A 17240-nucleotide genomic window follows, 5' to 3' on the forward strand; every position below is an offset into this window, starting at 1 on the left:
CCCGGATCAGGGGTGGTAGATCTCCTTGACCGTGGTGATCTGGTCGTCGCCGTTCACGCTGATGTGCGCGAGGATCGAGCTGCCGTCCTTCAGCTTCTGGAGCAGCTGGTTCTGGCCGCACGGCCCGTTGCCGTAGCCCTGGTCGTCGATGGTGACCGATTCGCCCGGGCACAGGCTGGCCGCGCTGAACACCTTGCCGCCCTTCTGCAGCGGAAGCCGGTAGGTCTTGCCGTCGAGCGGCACGTAGTGGCTGTTGTCCGGACCGCCCTCCTGGCGGACGACCAGCTGGAAGCGGACCATCTGCACCCCGGCGTCGTACCCGGTGAACTGCACGTCCTGGGTGGTGTTCGGGAACTTGCGGACCGGCGCCGTGCCGGCGCCGGCCGAGGGCCTGGTCTCCAGCTGCAGGGAGTTGTCGGGCACGCCACAGACCACCGCACCCTGGCTGCCCGCGGCGTCCGCCTGACGGGCGCAGGTCCAGTTCCCCCGGATGTCGAGGACCCGCTCGCCCGGCCCTTCGGCCTGCGGCAGCTTCCGGTAGTACTCGGTGATCACGTTGAACGCCTCGGTGCAGCCCGGCGTCGTGCCGTCGGTGGCGGCCACCGCGATCAGGTCCATCCGCGGCCGCCCGGGTGCGCCGACCTGGCCGCCGTGCCGGCTGCAATTGACGTCGCCGTTCGACGCGGCGCCGGACCCCGCGGCGCCGGAACCCCCGGTGGCAGCCCCCTGGCCGCCGCCTTCCGGCGCTTGCTCCACGGCCGCCGTCGCCGTCTCGTTTTTCACCGGAGAACCATTGCCCGCGACGCTGTTTCCGCTGCACGCGGAAAGCAGAGCGGTGATGGTGAACGCCCCGGCCACCATGGCCATTTTGATTGTCTTCTTCGCGGTGAATTCCATCTCGCGCCCCTCCAGAAGCCTTTGTTGAAGCTTTGTCTCCGAAGACGCCGGAAACGGAATCAGGTTGTTCATGGGTGCCGCCGGACCCCAGCGTTGCCCGAAAGTACGGCCCGTCCTGTCCTCACGGGCAGAACCCGGCCGGCTTCGCAACCCATTGGCACCACGATGACGCCTGCGGGCAGCCGGGAAGTCAGCTTGTGGGCGGCGTGCGAGAGAGTCGTTCGCGCAGGCGGGCGACGAGTTCCGCCTCGTCGGCCGCGACCAGCCGGTAGTCCCGCACGACGACCTGCCCTCCGACGACCACGTGTTTCGGCCGCCGCCCGGGCGAAGCCCACAGGAGTCCCGCCACGGGATCGTGGACGCCCGCGTCGGCGACGCCGGAGACGTCCCACACGCACAAGTCACCCGCCGACCCGGCACCCAGCTGCCCGAGCTCGGGTCGTCCCAGCCCCGCGGCGGAACCCGCCGTGGCCATCCCGAGCACGGTGCGCGCGGGAAGCTGCGGCCCCACGAGGCCCGAGACCTGGAGGGCGAGCCGGGCATCGGCGAGCAGGTGCCCGGCGTCGTTGCTGCCCCCGCCGCTCGTGCCCAGGCCGACGACGACGCCCGCCTCGATCAGCGCGGCGACCGGCGCGACACCCCACCCCATGGGCACGTCGCACCCCGGCGCGTGCGTCGCGGTCACGCCCGCCTGCGCGAGCAGGCGGATCTCTCCTGGCGTGACGTCACACAGGTGGGCCACGGTGACGTCGGGCTCCAGCCACCCCCATTCGCCGAGGAGCTCCAGTGGCCTGCGCCCGTAGCGCGCGAGGGCGATCGCGGTGTCGACCTGCTCGTTGGCCTGGGTCCGGCGGCGCAGGCCGTGGCGGGCCGCGACCGCGCCGAGGGCCGCGAACGTCTCCCGCGCGTCGGAATGGACCCCGGCGGGGCCGACCGCGACCTGGAGCATGCCATCCGGGGAGACTCCGCCGGTGTCGCCGGGAACGAGCGCGGTCACGATGGCCTCGGCGGACTCGCCCGCCCACTCCGGATCGTCCCGTGCCGAGCCGCGCACGAAGACGAGCCGGGCGCCGAGGGACCGGACGGCCTCGGCCGTCGCCCTCGCGAGGGCGACGGTGTCCGCGATCGGGGCGCCGTGCGGCCAGTTCAGATGGTGGTCCGCGATGGTCGTGACGCCGCACAGGAGGCTTTCGGCCGCGCCCACCGAGGCGGCGACGGCGTAGGACTCCGGGTCGTGGCCCACTCTCCCGTAGGCGGCGGCCATCGCGGGCAGCCACTCGGCCATCGGCACCCCCCGCGTTCCGGGCAGGGTGCGGAACGCGCTCTGCAGGAGGTGGTGGTGGGCGTTCACGAGCCCCGGCGTGACAACGCATCCGGCGGCGTCGAGCACCGTCTCGTGCGGGGACCCGTTTTCGATAACGAGGTCGAGCGCGAGATCACCACGGTCCTCTGTGGACGAATTGGCGAGAATGCGCTCAGCGTCCCGGATCGTGAGCATGGGCCGGTCACAGATCCAGGACGAGTTTGCCGCCGCGCGAACGCGAGACGCAGATCATCATGGTGCGGCCGGCGGCCTGCTCGTCTTCGCTGAGGATCGAGTCCCGGTGCTCGGCGGCGCCGTCGAGGACCGCAGTCTCGCACGTCCCGCACGTGCCCTCACGGCACGAGGAGAGCACGAGCACCCCGGCGTCCTCGGCGACGTCCAAAATGGACTTTCCCGCCGGCACCGGAAGGATCTCGCCGGACAGGGCGAGTTCCACCTCGAATGCGGCATCGACCTGCGCTGGGAGCGTCTTCGGCGCGAACCGCTCAACTTGCAGGGAGCCTCGCGGCCACGCCCGCATCGCCGCTTCGACGGCGTCCATGAGCCCCGCGGGCCCGCAGCAATAGACAACGGTTCCCGCCGCGGGAACACCCAGCAGCCGGTCGGGATCGAGCCGGGCGCCTTCAGCGCTCACCCTCAGCTCGACCTTCCCGGGGTGACGGCGTTCCAGGTCGTCGGCGAACGCCATCGACGCCCGGGTCCGGCCCGCGTACACCAGCCGCCACGGCGTGCCGCTGGCCTCGGCCGACTCGATCATGGGCAGGATCGGGGTGATCCCGATGCCGCCGGCGACGAAGAGCGCGGGAACCCCCGGACGGAACTCGAAGTGGCTGACCGGCCCGCGGGCCCGCAGCGACGTCCCGGTCTCGAGGACATCGTGGACATACGCCGATCCCCCGCGGCCCGCCTCGGCCCGCCGCACGGCGATCCGCCAGGTGCCCGCGGCCAAGGGTCCGCAGAGCGAGTACTGGCGCTCGTCCGCCGTCGGGAGCACGAGGTCGATGTGCGCTCCGGGCCGCCACGCGGGCAGGCGGCCGCCGTGGGTGGCCGCGAGGTCCAGGACGACGACGCCGTCCGCGGCCGGGGTCTTCGCGAGCACGACGAGGTCGATCACGCGTCCTCCAGGAGCTTCTGCTTCACCACGACGAGGTGGAACCGCGAGCCGTCGGGCGAGCACCAGCGGTGGGCCGTGCCGCCCGGGTAGTAGACGGAGTCGCCCGTGTCGAGCCGGACCGTCCCGTCCTTCTCGAGGTCCAGCAGGAGCGCCCCGCCCACGACGTGGACGAATTCGTCCTCGGGGTGGCGGAAGTAGTCACCGAACTCGGTGGTCGTCCCGGTCCACTCGATCGGGTCGAACGCCCGCCTGCCGCGCGCGAGCAGCCTGACCTCGCCGTGGGGGAACTGGTTGCGGGCGCCCTCGCCGGCGCGCAGCACGTCGGCTCTCCCGCTGTCGGTGTCCGGCAAGCCCGGGGCACCGGCGGCGATCAGCTCGACCTGGGTCGTGCCGAGGGCCTTCGCGATGCGGTCGAGCGAAACCATGCTCGGCCGGGTGTGTCCTCGCTCCAGCTGGCTGAGGAACGGGTGCGAAAGTCCCGTGCGCGCCGCGAGCTGGACGAGCGTGAGACCGCGGGACCGGCGCAGCTCGCGGATGCGCGTGCCGACCCGCTCGGCCTGCTCGTCGACGACGCGTGAAGACGCGTGATCGGCTTCCTTCACGGTGACCGCCACCGCACCGCCGGGCCGCAAGGGCAACACAAAGAACACGGGACTTTACCCATCGGAAATCTCGGCTCCGTACCGTCAGCGAATGTTGATGCGGTCAACATTCGCACCATCCCAGCAGTTCCGCAACACCGACCCCGGAGAAACGCATGACGGACCCGCTGCCCCGCCCGCTCGCCGCGGTGCGCAACGCGCAGCTGCCCGACGGGCGCGTCGTGGACGTCTCGTTCGCCTCGGGCGTGGTCAGTGCGATCACCACCGCGGGCACGGCCGACACTCTCGGGCCGACGCTGGATTTGCGTGGCCGGCTGCTGCTTCCCGCCCCGGCCGAGCCCCACGCGCATCTCGACAAGGCCCGGAGTTTCGACGCCGCCAACCCGAAGCTCGGTGACCTCGGCTCCGCGATCGACGCGTGGCGGTCGCACGCGTCGGCCATGAGCGTCGAGTCGATCGTCGAGCGCGCCCGGGCGCAGGCCCTCGCGATGCTCGCCGCGGGGACCACGGCGATCCGTTCCCATGTCGACGTCCTCGAAGACGGCGGTGCGGGCCTCGAAGACGTGACGCGCGCAGCCCGTGCCCTCGTGCAGGTCCGGGCGGAACTCGCGGGCCTCATGGACATCCAGCTCGTGGCGCTCGCCGGGCCGCACTGCCCCGACCACCACCTGGAAGCGGTCCTGGACGCCGGGATCGAACTCGTCGGCGGCGCTCCGCACCTCGCTCCCGACCCCGCGGCCGATCTCGCGCGGCTGCTGGCGATCGCGGAACGGCGCGGGATCGGCGCCGACCTCCACACCGACGAGAACCTCGCCGGCCCCGTCACCCTCGACGCCTATGCCCGCGCGGTGCGCGACTGGCCGGGCGACCGCCCGCGTACGGCAGGCCACTGCGTGCGGCTCGGCACGCTGGAAGCCGCGCGCCGGGACGCGATCATCGCGGACGTCAAGGCCGCGGGCCTCGGCATCGTCACCCTGCCCATCACGAATCTCTACCTCCAGGGATGGGAGCACCCCGTTTCGACGCCGCGCGGTCTGGCGCCGTTGCGCGAGCTGCTCGACGCGGGCGTCCGCCTCGGCGCCGGGGCGGACAACGTGCGCGATCCGTTCAACCCGGTGGGCCGCGGCGACGCGCTCGAAACCGCGTCGCTTCTCGTCACGGCGGGCCATCTCCCACCGGAAGAGGCCTACGGGCTCGTGAGCACCGGGGCGCGATCCGTCATGGGACTGCCCGCCGCGGGGACGGCGGTCGGCGCCCCGGCCGACTTCCTCGCCATCCGGGCCGTGAACCTCGTCGACGCGATCGCCACCGCACCCGCCGACCGCATCGTCATCCACCGCGGCCGCGTCGTCGCGATCACCGAGGCACGCTGCGAGCTCCCGGCCCTGTCCGTAGCTCCCCTGCCCGTCCCCGTTTCCTGAAGGGATTTGCCATGTCCACCACGACCGCGGCCGAGCCGGCCATCCGCTCGACCCTGCTGGACTTCCGCGACGTCGACCTCGTCTTCCCCGACGGGACGGCGGCCCTCGGCGGCGTCGACCTCACCGTGGACCGCGGCGAATTCGTCTCGATCGTGGGCCCGAGCGGATGCGGCAAGTCGACGTTGCTGCGCATCGCGTCGGGCCTCGAATCGGCTTCGGGTGGCACGACCGACGTGAGCACGAGCCGCATCGGCTACGTCTTCCAGGACGCGACGCTCCTTCCGTGGCGGTCGGTGCAGGGCAACGTCGAACTCCTCGCCGAGCTCAACCGGGCGGCCAAGGCGGACCGGGTCGCGAAGGCAGCCGCCGCGATCGGTCTCGTCGGCCTCGACGGATTCGAGAAGCACCTTCCGAAACAGCTCTCGGGCGGCATGAAGATGCGCGTCTCGCTCGCGCGGTCCCTCACGCTCGACCCCGAACTGTTCCTGTTCGACGAGCCGTTCGGGGCGCTCGACGAAATCACGCGCGAACGCCTCAACGACGAGCTCCTGCGGCTGTTCGCCGAGCAGCGCTTCGCGGGGCTGTTCGTCACGCACTCGGTCTCCGAGGCCGTCTACCTCTCGACCAAGGTCGTCGTCATGTCCGGCCGGCCGGGCTCGATCGTCGCGCGGTTCGACGTGCCGTTCCCGATGCCGCGGGATCCCGACATCCGCTTCACCCCGGAGTTCGCCGAGCTCGTCGGCGACGTCTCGCACGCGCTCAGGAAGGGGCACCGCTGATGCCCACGCTCCAGGAAACCGCGGCCCGCCGCACCACCGTGGCACGCTCCGCGTGGGTGCCGCGGCGCATCCGCAAACCGGCGTCGTGGTGGCAGCCGCTCGTGGCCTTCGGCGTCTTCATCGGGGTGTGGTACGCGGTGGCGGCGTATTACGACAAGAAGGTCGAGTCGCCTTACCTCGTGCCGTACCCGCACCTCGTGCTTACGGCGATCCTCAACGACACCCGCCCCGACGGCGCTCCGACCGGGTTCAACGCGGACCTGTGGGCCGCACTCGGCCGCACGACGGTCGTTTCGCTCGTCGGTCTCGGCGCCGCGATCGTCCTCGGAGTCCTGTGGGCCACCGTCATGGCCCAGGCCAAGGGCCTCGAGAAGGCGCTGTATCCGTACGCCGTCGTGCTCCAGTGCGTGCCGATCCTCGCGCTCGTGCCGCTCATCGGAGCGCTGTTCGGCTACGCCTTCCTCTCCCGCGTGATCGTCACCGTCATGATCGCGCTGTTCCCCATGGTCTCCAACACGCTCTTCGGCCTGCACTCCACGGACCGCGCGCAACGCGAGCTCTTCGCACTCCAAGGCGCCGGCCGGCTGACCCGGCTCCTCAAGCTGCAGATCCCGGCCGCCCTCCCCTCGATCTTCGTCGGCCTCCGCACGTCGGCGGGCCTGTCCGTGATCGGCGCGATCGTGGGCGACCAGTTCTTCCAGCGCGGCGAGCCCGGCCTCGGCGTCCTCATCCAGGTCACGGCATCACGCCTGATGGGGCCCGAGCTCTACGCGACGATCATCATCGCCTCGCTCTACGGCATCGCCGTCTTCCTCGCCTTCGGACTCATCGGCCGGCTCGCGGTCGGCCGCTGGTTCGACTTCACCTGATCTCCCCGCACCCCCCGAAACGGAGCCCCATGCGCACCCGACCCCGCACTGCCGCCGTCACCCTGTCCGTCGCGACTCTCGCCGTCGCCCTCACCGCCTGCGGCGGGAGCGGTTCGGCCGACGCCGGCGCAGCGCCCGCGGCGCCCACCCCGACCGGGCCCGCCATCGACCTCGCCGGGGTGTGCCCGGCCACCGTCGTCGTCCAGACCGACTGGAATCCCGAGGCCGACCACGGGCACGTCTACCAGCTGCTCGGCCCCAACCCCGCGATCGACGCCAGTCAGAAGTCCGTGACGAGCGACCTCTACGCCAACGGCAGGCCGACCGGCGTCAAGCTCCAGGTCCGCGCCGGCGGGCCGGCGATCGGCTTTTCGAAGGTCTCAGCCCAGATGAACCAGGACAAGTCGATCACCCTCGGCTACGTCTCCACCGACGAGGCCATCCAGTTCTCCGGGGACATGCCGACCACCGCGGTGTTCGCCGAGAACGACAAGTCGCCGATGATGATCATGTGGGACCCGAAGACCTACCCGGACGTCACCACGATCAAGGACCTCGGCACCCGGCTCCAGGCGAACGGCGGCGTCGTCCGCTACTTCAACGGCGCCGCGTACATGTCCTACCTCACCGGAGCGGGCTACCTGCCGGCCGGCGTTCTCGACGGGAGCTACGACGGCGCCCCGGCGAAGTTCGTGACCGCCAAGGGCAAGGACGCGCAGCAGGGCTTCGCGACCGCTGAACCGTACGTCTACCAAAACGAAATCGCCGCGTGGGGCAAGCCGCTCAAGTTCCAGCTCGTCGCGGACACCGGCTGGTCCCCGTACCCCGAGACGATGTCCGTCCGCACCGCCGACCTGGCCTCGCTCTCGCCGTGCCTCAAGAAGCTCGTGCCCGTCATGCAGCAGGCCGACGTCGACTTCGTGAAGAACCCGGCGGCGACGAACGACCTCATCGTCAAGCTGGTGCAGGCCTACAACAACGGCTGGACGTACGACGCCGCGGTGGGCAAGGCCGCCGTGGCCCAGATGAAGGACCTCAAGATCGCGACCGACGCCGGGAACGGGCACGTCGGCGCGATGGACGACAAGCGCGTCTCCGACCTCATCAAGACGGCGGCGCCGATCTTCGGCAAGTCGGGCGGGCACGTCAAGGACGGGCTCACCGCCACCGACCTCGTCACGAACCAGTTCCTCGACCCGAAAATCGGCTTCGGCTGGTGAACAGGAGCGCCATGACCAGCACTGAGAGCATCGAGGCGCTGCGTGCCGAACTCGTCGAGCTGCTCGGCGAGCGCGGCGTGAGCGCCGACCCCAAGACCCGTGAGCGCGCCTCGGTCGACGAGGCCACGATGAGCCCCATCCTCACCGAGCAGCTCCCGCTCGGCCTCGCCGACCTCGTGGCCTACCCGGCGGACGCGGAGCAGATCGCGGCGGTCGTGGCCGCCGCGACCCGCCACCGCGTCCCCGTCACGGCCCGCGGCAAGGGCACCGGCAACTACGGGCAGGGCATCCCGCTGCACGGCGGCCTGGTCCTCGACACGACGCGCGCCCGCGCCGTCGTCGAGGTGGGCGACGGCGTCATCACGGCCGAAGCCGGCGCCTCCATGGCGCTCCTGGAACGGACGGCCGACGCGAGCGGCCAGCAGCTCTGGATGTACCCGTCGACCGCGCAGTCGACCCTGGGCGGTTTCCTCTCCGGGGGCTCGGGCGGCACGGGGTCGATCGCGCACGGCACGAACTGGGAAGGCTTCGTCGTCGCGCTCGACGTCGCACTCCCGGGCCCCGAGCCGGTCCTCGCCCACGTCGAGGGCGAAGACGCGCGGCCCTTCGTGCACACCTACGGCACCGCGGGAGTGATCGCCCGCGCGACGGTCCGGCTCGAACCGGCCCAGGACTGGCGTGCCATCTACGCGAGCTTCCCTGCCTTCGAGGAGGCGCTCGGCGCGGTACGGACACTCCGCGCGCTCGACCCGCCGCCCCGGCTCGTGAGCGCGGACCGGGCCGCGGTGGCGGAACGGCTCCCCGAGGACCCCGCGATCCCCGCCGGGCGCGCGAGCCTGCGCGCGATCGTCGACGCGGTGGCGCTCGACGAGGCGTCGTCGCTCATCTCCGCCGCCGGCGGCTCGGTCGAAGACGTGCGCGAGGGGGCCCAGCAGACGATCAAGGTTTCGATGCTCTCGTACAACCACCCCATCTGGTGGCTCAAGAAGAACAGCCCCGGACGGGAGTACTTCCACGTCGAAGTCGGTGGTGAGGCGCTGATCGACCGCATCCACGAGGTCGAGGCCGTGTACCCCGGCGGCATGCTGCACATCGAGGCCGCACATCGCTTCCCCATCGGGATGCTCACCGCGGAGTACACGGGCGCGGCGGACGTCTACGCGGGGTACGCGAAGCTCGTCGAACTCGGCGTGCGGGTCCACAGCCCGCACCAGTACTACGTCGACCACGGAGTCGAAGAGCTCCTCGCGCTCAAACAGCGCACCGACCCGGACGGGCTGCTCAACCCCGGCCACCTCGGCGTGCCCGAGCTCGCCGTCACCCTGCCCGCGCAAGCCAAGATCTGAACGGGACCGGATGAACCGCACCATCACGGAACTCGCGGGTCCGTCGCTCGCGGACCGGATCGGCAAGGAATCGATCGTGGTCCTCCCCACGGGCGCGATCGAGCACCACGGGCCGCACCTGCCGCTCAGCACCGACGCCCTGATCGCGGAAGCAGTCGCCGACGCCGCCGTCGAGCGCGCCGCTTCCGCGGGTGTCGACGTCTGGCAGCTCCCGACGCTCACCTACACGAAATCGGACGAGCACAGCTGGGCACCCGGCACGGTCTGGCTCGACACCGAGACCCTGTTCCGCACCGTCGTCGAAATCGGGCGGGCGGTGGAGCTCATGGGGGCCGGGACACTCGTGTTCGTCAACGGGCACGGGGGCAACGTCGCGCTCCTGCAAGTGGCGCTGCGGGAGATCCGCAAACGCTTCGGGCTCAAGACGTTCCTCATGCCCTCGCTCGCCCGCACGGACCCGCCCGCGGGCGAAGGACTCGACGAGCGCGACCTCGGCATCCACGGCGGCGCCGCGGAGACCTCTCTCGTCCTGCACCTGCGCCCCGACCTCGTGGACCTCTCGCGGACCGAGCGCTGGGTGCCCGAGCACCTGGCGGACTTCCGCCACATCGGGTTCAACGGGCGCCCGGTGAGCTTCGGCTGGCTGTCGAACGACTTCGGCACCCCGGGTGTCGTCGGAGATCCCACACAGGCGACACCCGCCTACGGCGAGGTGCTCTGGGAGGCGTCGGTGCACCAGGCGGTCGAGTCCCTACTCGAGATCGCCCGCTTCGAGCACAACCCGGCGGCAGCCACCGGCTGACCGCGTTGGGTCAGCGGTCGAGCCAGGGAGCCAGCAGCTTCTCCAGATCCGCGTCCGACAACGCCCGCGGGCCACCGTGGAACTCGTGCCATCGGGCCGCGTCGCATGCAGCCGCGTACTCCACCTCGAACGCCCGCATCAGGACGTACATGAACGTCACCGAGCTGAACCGCTCACCCAGCAACGTCCGGGCTTCTCGAGAACCACTTCGGTGGCGCCGCGGCCGACCACGTCCGCGAGCCGAAGCTCCTCCGCAGCCGGATCCAACAGGCTGGGGGCATACATCACGACAAACTCTCCATCATCGAAGCGAACAACTCAGCCTTCAGCGGCCAGCTGGCCACAGGCCGCGGCGATGTCCTGGCCCTGGGTGTCCCCCACGGTGCACGCGACCCGCCGGCGTTCACCAGGCGCACGAACTCCCGCTCCACCGGCTTCGGCAACGCATCCCACTTACTACCCGACGTCGGGTTCAGCGGAATGACGTTCACGTACACCAGCTGTCAAGGCGCTTGCGCAGCCGCTTCGCGAGCAACTCGGCCCGCAACGGCTGGTCGTTGATGTCCCGGATCAGGGCGTACTCGATCGAGACTCGGCGGCCGGAGGTGTCGGCGTAGTACCGGGCAGCGGAGAGGACCTCGTCCACCGACCAGCGCTCGTTCACCGGCACCAGCGTGTTCCGCAGCTCGTCGTCCGGCGTGTGCAGCGAAACCGCCAGGCGAACCTGCATCTTCTCGTCCGCCAGCTTGCGGATCGCCGGAGCCAGACCCACCGTCGACACCGTCACCGACCGCTGCCCGATCCCCAGACCGCCCGGTGCAGGGTCCGTAATCCGACGAACAGCCTAAAGGTTCACCGATCCCCACCCATTTACAACACCTCTACCAGCACTGATGCGCTCGGTCCGCCATCTACCCTCGGCCCAGGGCACGCCAGCCCGAGCGGCAATCTCTTGACCGGGTGTCGCGACCTGTGCATGTCGCTCCGCCCAGAGCCAGAGAAGCCGGGCTGACGTTCAGCACTGGAAGAAGGGATCCGCTGGGTCGGTCTTGCTCAAGGTGGGATCGCTTCCGGTCAGTGTCGTTTCCTGGTCGACATGCACGTTGCCGGTCGGACCTTGATTTCCTGTGTACACCGTCGTGTTGTTCGCCACTCCATAGGATTGGAACGGACCGACGTTGTAGTGCTCGATGGTCGAGTCTCCTGGCGGCACGTACTGGACGTCCAGGCTCCATTCGTAGTTCGCGTGGCAACTGGTGGCGTTCACCCGCACTCGTGCGTGCCGGGAGGAAGTGACAGTGAAATCAGGTCCGAGGGGAGCGGCCGGCATATCCACTTCTGGCGCCCTGCCGGCGTCGCTGACGAAGAGTCCCTTGTCGGCGAAGGTCGGCGCATCGAGGTTGAAGTTGAATATCCGATCTGAGTTGTACGGGCCGCAGCCGTCATCTGGGACATAGATCCAAGCCGGCGGCGCGAGGTCCCGACGGTCAATGTGAGGCTGGATATTGACGATTTCAACCGTCTGGTCACCGATGGCAGACAGGTCAAGATACAACGTGCCCCTCGTCCAGGAGCCGGCACCTGAGGCGGTCAATCGGCCACGAATGTCCGTCGGGGCGTGGAAGTCGCTGATATTTCCCATGCCCGGAGGCATGGCGACAGCGCCGAAAGTTGGACATCCACTGACGTAAGGCCATGCCTTGGCGACCGCGAGGGCCGACGGTCGGGGGCTTGGCGTGCTCGGTGCGGCGCCCATCGTCCCCCCGTCGTTTGCCGCAGCGCTTGCGGTTCCGCCGGATGAGTGCGACTTGCCGGTCAGTAGCCCGCCAGCCGTAAGACCGATGACCACGGCGACGAGCACCACGCATCCCAAGGTGAGGATCACGCGTCCGGACGTCTGCCCACCTATCGTGATGTCGCGGCCGGCCTGCAGCGAGGTGCCAGTGGTCCCGTCCGCGTATTGATGAGTCTTTGACGAGGTCTCGTTAGCCTGAGCACCGGTGGCAGTCTCAGCAAGCTCATGCCCCCGCCGCCGTGCCTTGCCGATCCCTATGCCGATGGCCCAGCCGGCAAAAGTCAGGACCACAACGGCCGCCCACGCGAGCCAGTTGCTCTTGAGGTCCGTAGCGACATTGATCACGACGCCCAACGCGGTGGCGATGGCTGCCCCGAGAGCCGATGCGAGCCAGTTCCTACCGGTCATTGTGGTGATCGCCATCCTGTATCTCGTCGCTTCCCGTCTTCCCTAGTCGCGTGCTCGTTGCCATTGGTTACAGCCGTAGCCTCTGGAGACGGCAGCGGACGTCCTCAACACCACGAACCACGCTCGGGAGGAGCCAGCGCAGATCCGACGGACGTAGTCAACACCGTGAAAATCCCGAACAACGCGTGTTCGCGGGATCTCGATAACCTGCTTCGCTGTGCAGCGCCGATTTGCCGCCAGCATTGATAATGTGACAGGCGCGATGATCTGGCATTTCTGTCACGATCTCGCGTGCGCCGTAACGCCGGGCGAGAACGTCCGGACTTTCCTGGCATGAACCGCGTGGGTCTGAAGTGGTCGATCGGGATCTCCGCCGTGGTCGCGTGCCTTGCCGCTGCGGCAATCATCTTCGTGGTCACCCGAACCACCATCGCCACCGTGCCCTCGCACACGGCGACAGCCAAGGTGACCGATCAGGGCGTGTCCCTCTCCGTCGACGAGGTCACCGTTGCAGGTCCGCCGGGAATCGCACCAGCCGGCGCCACCCTTTCGGCCACCACCAGCACCGACGCGCCCTTTGGCGCGGCGGCCGCGATGTTCACCGGTGCAGGTGGGACGCTCGAGCTCAGCCTCAGCGGCGGGCTCCAGCCCGCACAACCCCTGTCGGTCACGTTCCCCGTCACCGGGCCTGTCCCGGAAAGCGCCGCGGCGACGGTGCTGACCAACCCCTCCGGAACCACCGGCACCCATCTCATCCCCGCATCCTTCGATCCCGCACGACGCACGATCACCGCGCAAGTCGACCACCTCAGCAAATTCTGGCCCGGCTTCTTCAACTTCGGCGCGCTCACCGGCAACATCAAGAACTTCCTCGGCCAGACAACGGGAATCACCGCCGCCAAGCCCGACTGCGCCGGTCAGGCCGCCAATGGACCCGACGGCACAACCGTCACACTCGGCGGCGATATCAACGGCGCACCGGTGTGGCCCTGCGTCCGCATCGAGGACGGCAAAGCGGTCGTCACGCTCACCGGCAACTCACCCCTGCCCTGGCGCATCCGCGCCGCCCCCGCCGCCACCCTGAACCCACCTGGCACGGTGGACGCCTCGAAAGCGCTGGTACTGGCCGGCTACGACACGCTCGTCAAGACCCGGCCCTACGCCGAGGGCCTGCTCATCCCCGGTGTGCCCCTGACCTACCGGCTTCCCGCAGCCAAGCTCCCCGGCGTCGTCGCCGGACAAGCCGACGTCGGCACCTATCTCGGCATGGCACTGCTGTTCGGCCTCGACGAGGCCCTCACCGTGTTCGGCGTGAACCTCGGCCAGATCGGCACCAGCGCCGACGCCCTGCGCTGCCTCGGCGACGCCGTCGACGCTGCCAAACTCGGCACTCACCCCCGCATCGACGCCATCGCCGGGCTCACCAAAGCCGTCCTGTCGTGCATTGGCGCCGTCGGACACGACGTACCCGGTCCGATCAAGGTGGTCATCGGCATCCTCACCACCGGCATCAGCCTCGTAGCCGCCGGCCTGCAAGGCGCCGTGCTCACCCTCACCGGCAAAGACACCTTCACCATCAACCTCACCCCCCACCCGCCCCCGATCACCCTCACCACCTTCGCCGCCGAATGGGGCGGGCACACCCGCCTGCTCGCCATCACCAAGGACGGGCTCGCGACCGAACACATCGACGACGGCTGCTGCACCCCCGTCATCGACCTGACCTTCCGCCTCTCCCAACCCCGAGGCACACCCGAATACGCCACCGCGACCGCGACCGTCACCAGCGTCACCCTGCTCAACTGGCCTACTGACTTGAAGGCCCCCACCGTCGGGCAAACCGGCACCCTCAAGCTCCGGCACGGCGTCATCACCGAACCCTTCAGCGGCACCACCTACTGCAGCCTCACCGAACAAGTGCGCAACACCTGCGGCGCCTGAACAACACAGCTCAAAACGCTGATATGCGATCTCAGCGCGCAGCTGGTCAGCACTGAAAATGACAGGAATATGCCGATCAAGTGCGTGTCACGACAACCGACACGACAGAACGAGGGTTCCCAAACTGGGCCAAGTATGACATAGCTCCGCCGAGTTCGTGCAGGCTAGTCAATTATGCAGCTGGCTTAGCGGCCAACCTCACACGACCTAAACCTCGAGGAAGTCCGGATGCCTACCGTTCGAACAACGACAGCCATCGTCGCCGCGGCATTAACCTTAAGCTTGCTCAGCTGCGGCCAGAATACCCGGTCAACCGGCATGGCCAGCCCAGGTCGAGAGACTACTTCAGCGACGAGCCGACCCAAACCATCCACCGTCTCCGCTCAGCCGCCGCCCGACAGCACCTGCGCTCTGTTGAGCACCAGCACTATGCAAGCTCTCCTTGGTGGCCACGTCGTGGAGAGTTACCGCGCCATGCCGGTTGATACTATCCCCGGCTCCATCACACACACCGCCTGCTACTTCCAGCCCGAACCAACTCGCCTGCCAGGCAGCATACTTCTGTCATGCGGATCCGCCGCGCCCGAACTGTACGCAGATTGGACACAACCCGGAAAGGGCAGCGTCCTCCTAGGAAACGAACCTGCGCCAATGTATGCAGTGAACGGCAGTCCACTGAATGGGTTTATCTATAAGAAGTACTCTTCCTCCGGAGCGCCCGGCTGCCTGATCGATATCTCATCGGGGATAACGCCACCAACAGAAGGCGCCATGGTAAAAGCGCTCAGCGAAGCCTACCAAAAGGCCCGCGAATAACATTCCAAGTATTCAACGACATCGCCAAGGCGCGTATCCCTCATCGTCAGACAACAGCACCGCGGACGTGACCGACATCGCCCCGTCCGACTAAGTGGTCAGTTCAGAATGAGTCGGCGTGTCGTCTTGTCTGACATACGGGGCTTTCCAGAATGTTGGTGTGTGTGAGGAGGTTCTGACCGACCAGCTGTGGGAGCGGCTGGAGCCGCTCCTTCCGGTGCACCCGCGGCGGTTCCGTCATCCGGGCCGCAAGCGTGCCGATGGCTGTGCCGCGTTGGAGGGCATCCTGTACGTGATACGCACCGGCATCGGCTGGAACCGCCTGCCGACGGCGCTGTTCGGCGCCTCCGGGGCCACCTGCTGGCGGCGGTTGACCGAGTGGCAGGAGGCCGGTGTCTGGCAGCAGCTGCACGAACGCCTGCTCGCCGAACTGCGGGCCGCCGGGCTGCTGGACCTCTCAGCCGCGCTGGTCGACTCCACCCACCTGCGTGCCCTCAAAGGGGGGACCACACCGGCCCGAGCCCGGTCGACCGGCGCAAGCTTGGCTCGAAGCACCATCTGATCACCGACGCCCGGGGCACCCCGCTGCCGGTCACGCTGACCGGCGGCCACCGCAATGACGTCACTCAGCTGGTTCCGTTGATCGATGCCATCCCGCCGATCCGGGGCGTGGTCGGCAAGCCCCGGCGCCGGCCGCGCCGGCTCTACGCCGACCGCGGCTACGACCACGACAAGTACCGCCGCCTGGTCCGAGACCGCGGCATCACACCCGTCATCACCCGCCGCGGCACCGAGCACGGCTCCGGACTGGGCACCATCCGCTGGCCGGTCGAACGCACCTTCGCCTGGCTCAAAAACTTCCGCCGCCTACGCATCCGAACCGAACGACGAGCCGACGTGCATCAAGCCATCCTCAACCTGGCCTGCTCCATGATCTGCCTCCGCAAACTCATTCTGAACTGACCTCTAAGAGCTCGCCGCCTGCTTCGTTCCCCAGAGACTGCCATGTTGGTCACTGCGATGGCGTGAAGATCACTCTGGTCACTCGTTCTCGTAGCGGCCGGCCGGGACAGAGCCAGGAGAGCACGTGCGCCAGTGAAGTAAGAGAAATTCTCTCGAAGGTTACGCAGCGTTGTCTGTTCCTCGAAACGGCCGGCGCCTTCGGGGTCATGCACATGCAGCAAAGCACTGGGCTTACCGAACTGTCTCCCCTTGCACATGCGCCACGAGCACCCCACCAACACCTGGCCCGGAAGCCGAGCTCAGCGGTTGCCATCACTGCCGAATAGAGTTTGGTCCGTGGTACCGGGCTGCGTGACGTCGGCTGACTCTCCGGTCAGGAACTCGTCCGGCCCGAGCGGACGGCACTCGATCGTGCCGCGACTCCGGCGAGCCGGAGCACCGAAGCCGCCTAACCCTGAGCGGGTTCAGCCCTCGAACGAACCCCAGTCCGCGAGCTGGAGGGCGTCCTGCCAATCCGCCTCGACGACCGTGCCGTCCAAGAACACACCCACTTCGCGGCTAGTGACGTCATCCAGTAAGACGCGCACGTCCTCGTCCAGACCCTCTACGTCTCCCTGCTCTGCGGCCCTTAGCCGATCAGCAAGCAGGCGCGGCAACCGCACCCGAAGGCCGACGTTCTCGAACCTCGCCGAACTGAACACATCATCGGGCTCCTGCTCACGAGTTCGACAGCCCTCAGGAACGGAAGATAATAAGCTAGAACGAAACGATCACGAGTCACGGGAAATTCAACTGACTCGTCGCCGTCCTTCTCCGGATCGAAGGCATCAAGCCTCATCGATCCGTCACGTCGAGGAAATGACGCGACACAACCAACCGCCACTCAAGGACGCTTACCCTCAATAAGTGACACCGACCGTTTCTGCTGCTCAAGCTTCTGTCG

14 protein-coding genes and 2 pseudogenes are annotated in these 17240 nt (G+C 68.5%); 8 read left to right on the plus strand and 8 right to left on the minus strand.

The genetic code is table 11. The features are described 5' to 3' along the window. Positions 1 to 6: 6 nt before the first annotated feature. The 4 genes from CF165_RS36955 to CF165_RS36970 all read right to left on the minus strand — a co-directional run bounded on the left by CF165_RS36955 (position 7) and on the right by CF165_RS36970 (position 3937). Positions 7 to 897 (minus strand): hypothetical protein, encoded by an 891-nt coding sequence (locus tag CF165_RS36955; protein ID WP_093952237.1) that lies wholly within the window; start codon positions 895 to 897, stop codon positions 7 to 9. 190 nt (positions 898 to 1087) lie between these two features. After that, positions 1088 to 2395 (minus strand): amidohydrolase family protein, encoded by a 1308-nt coding sequence (locus CF165_RS36960; protein WP_093952238.1) that lies wholly within the window; start codon positions 2393 to 2395, stop codon positions 1088 to 1090. Positions 2396 to 2402: 7 nt separating this feature from the next. Continuing rightward, entirely contained in the window at positions 2403 to 3335 is a 933-nt protein-coding gene (locus CF165_RS36965) for a PDR/VanB family oxidoreductase (protein WP_093952239.1), read from the minus strand. Next, entirely contained in the window at positions 3332 to 3937 is a 606-nt protein-coding gene (locus tag CF165_RS36970) for a helix-turn-helix domain-containing protein (protein WP_240521954.1), read from the minus strand. The genes CF165_RS36965 and CF165_RS36970 overlap by 4 nt, the downstream gene beginning before the upstream one ends. Before the next feature lie 155 nt (positions 3938 to 4092). Here CF165_RS36970 and CF165_RS36975 point away from each other — a divergent pair, with 155 nt between their 5' ends. Genes CF165_RS36975 through CF165_RS37000 form a run of 6 tightly spaced genes read left to right on the plus strand, consistent with a single transcriptional unit; the run spans position 4093 to position 10374 of the window. After that, positions 4093 to 5358, plus strand: a complete 1266-nt coding sequence (locus CF165_RS36975) for an amidohydrolase family protein (RefSeq protein WP_093952240.1) — start codon at positions 4093 to 4095, stop codon at positions 5356 to 5358. A gap of 11 nt (positions 5359 to 5369) precedes the next feature. Further along, on the plus strand, positions 5370 to 6137 hold the full coding sequence (locus CF165_RS36980; RefSeq protein ID WP_093952241.1) for an ABC transporter ATP-binding protein: 768 nt from the start codon (positions 5370 to 5372) through the stop codon (positions 6135 to 6137). Next, complete coding sequence (locus CF165_RS36985; RefSeq protein WP_093952242.1) at positions 6137 to 7006, plus strand: ABC transporter permease; 870 nt, start codon at positions 6137 to 6139, stop codon at positions 7004 to 7006. Before CF165_RS36980 ends, CF165_RS36985 begins: the two co-directional genes overlap by 1 nt. Positions 7007 to 7035: 29 nt before the next feature. Then, complete coding sequence (locus CF165_RS36990; protein WP_093952243.1) at positions 7036 to 8226, plus strand: nitrate ABC transporter substrate-binding protein; 1191 nt, start codon at positions 7036 to 7038, stop codon at positions 8224 to 8226. 11 nt (positions 8227 to 8237) lie between these two features. Beyond that, the gene (locus CF165_RS36995) at positions 8238 to 9572 is read left to right on the plus strand and encodes an FAD-binding oxidoreductase (protein ID WP_093952244.1); all 1335 of its coding nucleotides are present in this window, start codon (positions 8238 to 8240) and stop codon (positions 9570 to 9572) included. Between the two features lie 10 nt (positions 9573 to 9582). Continuing rightward, positions 9583 to 10374, plus strand: a complete 792-nt coding sequence (locus tag CF165_RS37000; protein WP_093952245.1) for a creatininase family protein — start codon at positions 9583 to 9585, stop codon at positions 10372 to 10374. A gap of 10 nt (positions 10375 to 10384) precedes the next feature. On the opposite strand, the pseudogene CF165_RS37005 reads toward CF165_RS37000, so the two are convergent. The 3 genes and pseudogenes from CF165_RS37005 to CF165_RS50495 form a co-directional block, all read right to left on the minus strand. Continuing rightward, positions 10385 to 10659: pseudogene (locus tag CF165_RS37005) on the minus strand (hypothetical protein). Between the two features lie 33 nt (positions 10660 to 10692). Continuing rightward, positions 10693 to 11218, minus strand: a pseudogene (locus CF165_RS37010) (dual-specificity RNA methyltransferase RlmN); the annotation flags it as partial. Positions 11219 to 11389: 171 nt separating this feature from the next. Next, entirely contained in the window at positions 11390 to 12592 is a 1203-nt protein-coding gene (locus CF165_RS50495) for a hypothetical protein (protein WP_143268731.1), read from the minus strand. A 327-nt stretch (positions 12593 to 12919) separates the two neighbouring features. Here CF165_RS50495 and CF165_RS37025 point away from each other — a divergent pair, with 327 nt between their 5' ends. Next, positions 12920 to 14518 (plus strand): hypothetical protein, encoded by a 1599-nt coding sequence (locus tag CF165_RS37025; protein ID WP_143268732.1) that lies wholly within the window; start codon positions 12920 to 12922, stop codon positions 14516 to 14518. A 976-nt stretch (positions 14519 to 15494) separates the two neighbouring features. After that, positions 15495 to 16297 (plus strand): IS5 family transposase gene (locus CF165_RS37030; protein ID WP_439098535.1). Its coding sequence is split into 2 segments (ribosomal slippage): positions 15495 to 15840 and positions 15840 to 16297, totalling 804 coding nucleotides; the frame shifts between segments, so codons are not numbered across the junction. A 464-nt stretch (positions 16298 to 16761) separates the two neighbouring features. On the opposite strand, the gene CF165_RS37035 is transcribed toward CF165_RS37030, so the two are convergent. Continuing rightward, positions 16762 to 16998 (minus strand): hypothetical protein, encoded by a 237-nt coding sequence (locus CF165_RS37035; protein ID WP_093952250.1) that lies wholly within the window; start codon positions 16996 to 16998, stop codon positions 16762 to 16764. Positions 16999 to 17240 lie beyond the last annotated feature (242 nt).

It is taken from the genome of Amycolatopsis vastitatis (genome assembly GCF_002234595.1).
Classification (GTDB): Bacteria; Actinomycetota; Actinomycetes; order Mycobacteriales; family Pseudonocardiaceae; genus Amycolatopsis; species Amycolatopsis vastitatis.